The following is a 956-nucleotide window of genomic DNA, read 5'->3' on the forward strand; positions in this document are numbered from 1 at the left end:
GTACTATAAATGTAACCAAAAGGCGTTCATATGGAAGTTGTCATCACAAATAGGATAGCGGTATTCCGCAAAGAAAAAGGGCTGTCGCAACACCGCCTGGCAAAAGCTGTCGGTCTAAAGCGCAGGTCAATTATGGCGTACGAGAACAACATCATCAGCCCCACCTTAGAAACAGCGTACAAAATTTCTCTCGTGTTAGGAAAAGACATCAAAGAAGTATTCATACTCAGTGATTGGAGTGAATTATGAGCCTTTTTATGTATGACATGGACGAACTTAGATCGCAGGTACAAGAGGCTTTTGGCGACACGGAACATTATTTGGTGGTCGTGAAGCACAACAACTGGCAAAGCGACATCATCAAACTCTTCATCAATTCACTGTACTACGCAACAGATAGCAGTCGCCAATTCATTGTGCATTTTAGCCCGAAAGGCATTTACGAAAAAGAACTGGGCACGCCGCTAAAGAGCGATTTTGTTCTAATGCCGTGGCATGAAATTGAAGAATTGAGCCTTAAACCATGGTGGGCGCATAAGGTCATTCGTTTCTTGCATCTTGGTAAAAACATGGGATATGAAGTTAACTTCTGGGGAAGAGTCAACAAAGACAATAAAGCTAATTTGGCGAATTTGGTGGCGAATAACTGGAGAAGAGATCTCTAACAACCTACGCAAAGGAAACGGGGAACAAAAACGGGAACAAGAACGCAGCCGTGAACATCACAAGAGCATAGCGAACGTAGTATCAAAACGACCGTGCTACGAGGTGGTTTCATACACGCTACGGCATGCATCCTCGTTTGGGCGTTAAATTCAAGTTGGAGTTGGAATTTACGCCCAAAATGGTTAACTGGCACTTTTGCACGGAAAAGGCACGCAGCAAAAAATTGCTTCACGTACACTAAATATTTTGTTGTCCTTTGTGCCTTGGTAACACGTATTTCACGTTATGAC

The 956-nt window shown here is 43.2% G+C and carries 2 protein-coding genes; both read left to right on the top strand.

What is annotated here, in order from left to right:
- Positions 1 to 30: 30 nt before the first annotated feature.
- Complete coding sequence (locus tag AC1DBT_RS05905; RefSeq protein WP_048596271.1) at positions 31 to 249, top strand: helix-turn-helix transcriptional regulator; 219 nt, start codon at positions 31 to 33, stop codon at positions 247 to 249.
- Positions 246 to 665, top strand: coding sequence for a hypothetical protein (locus tag AC1DBT_RS05910; RefSeq protein ID WP_480019001.1), 420 nt, complete (start codon positions 246 to 248; stop codon positions 663 to 665). The genes AC1DBT_RS05905 and AC1DBT_RS05910 overlap by 4 nt, the downstream gene beginning before the upstream one ends.
- Positions 666 to 956 lie beyond the last annotated feature (291 nt).

Source organism: Fannyhessea sp. C0108B2 (assembly GCF_056583915.1).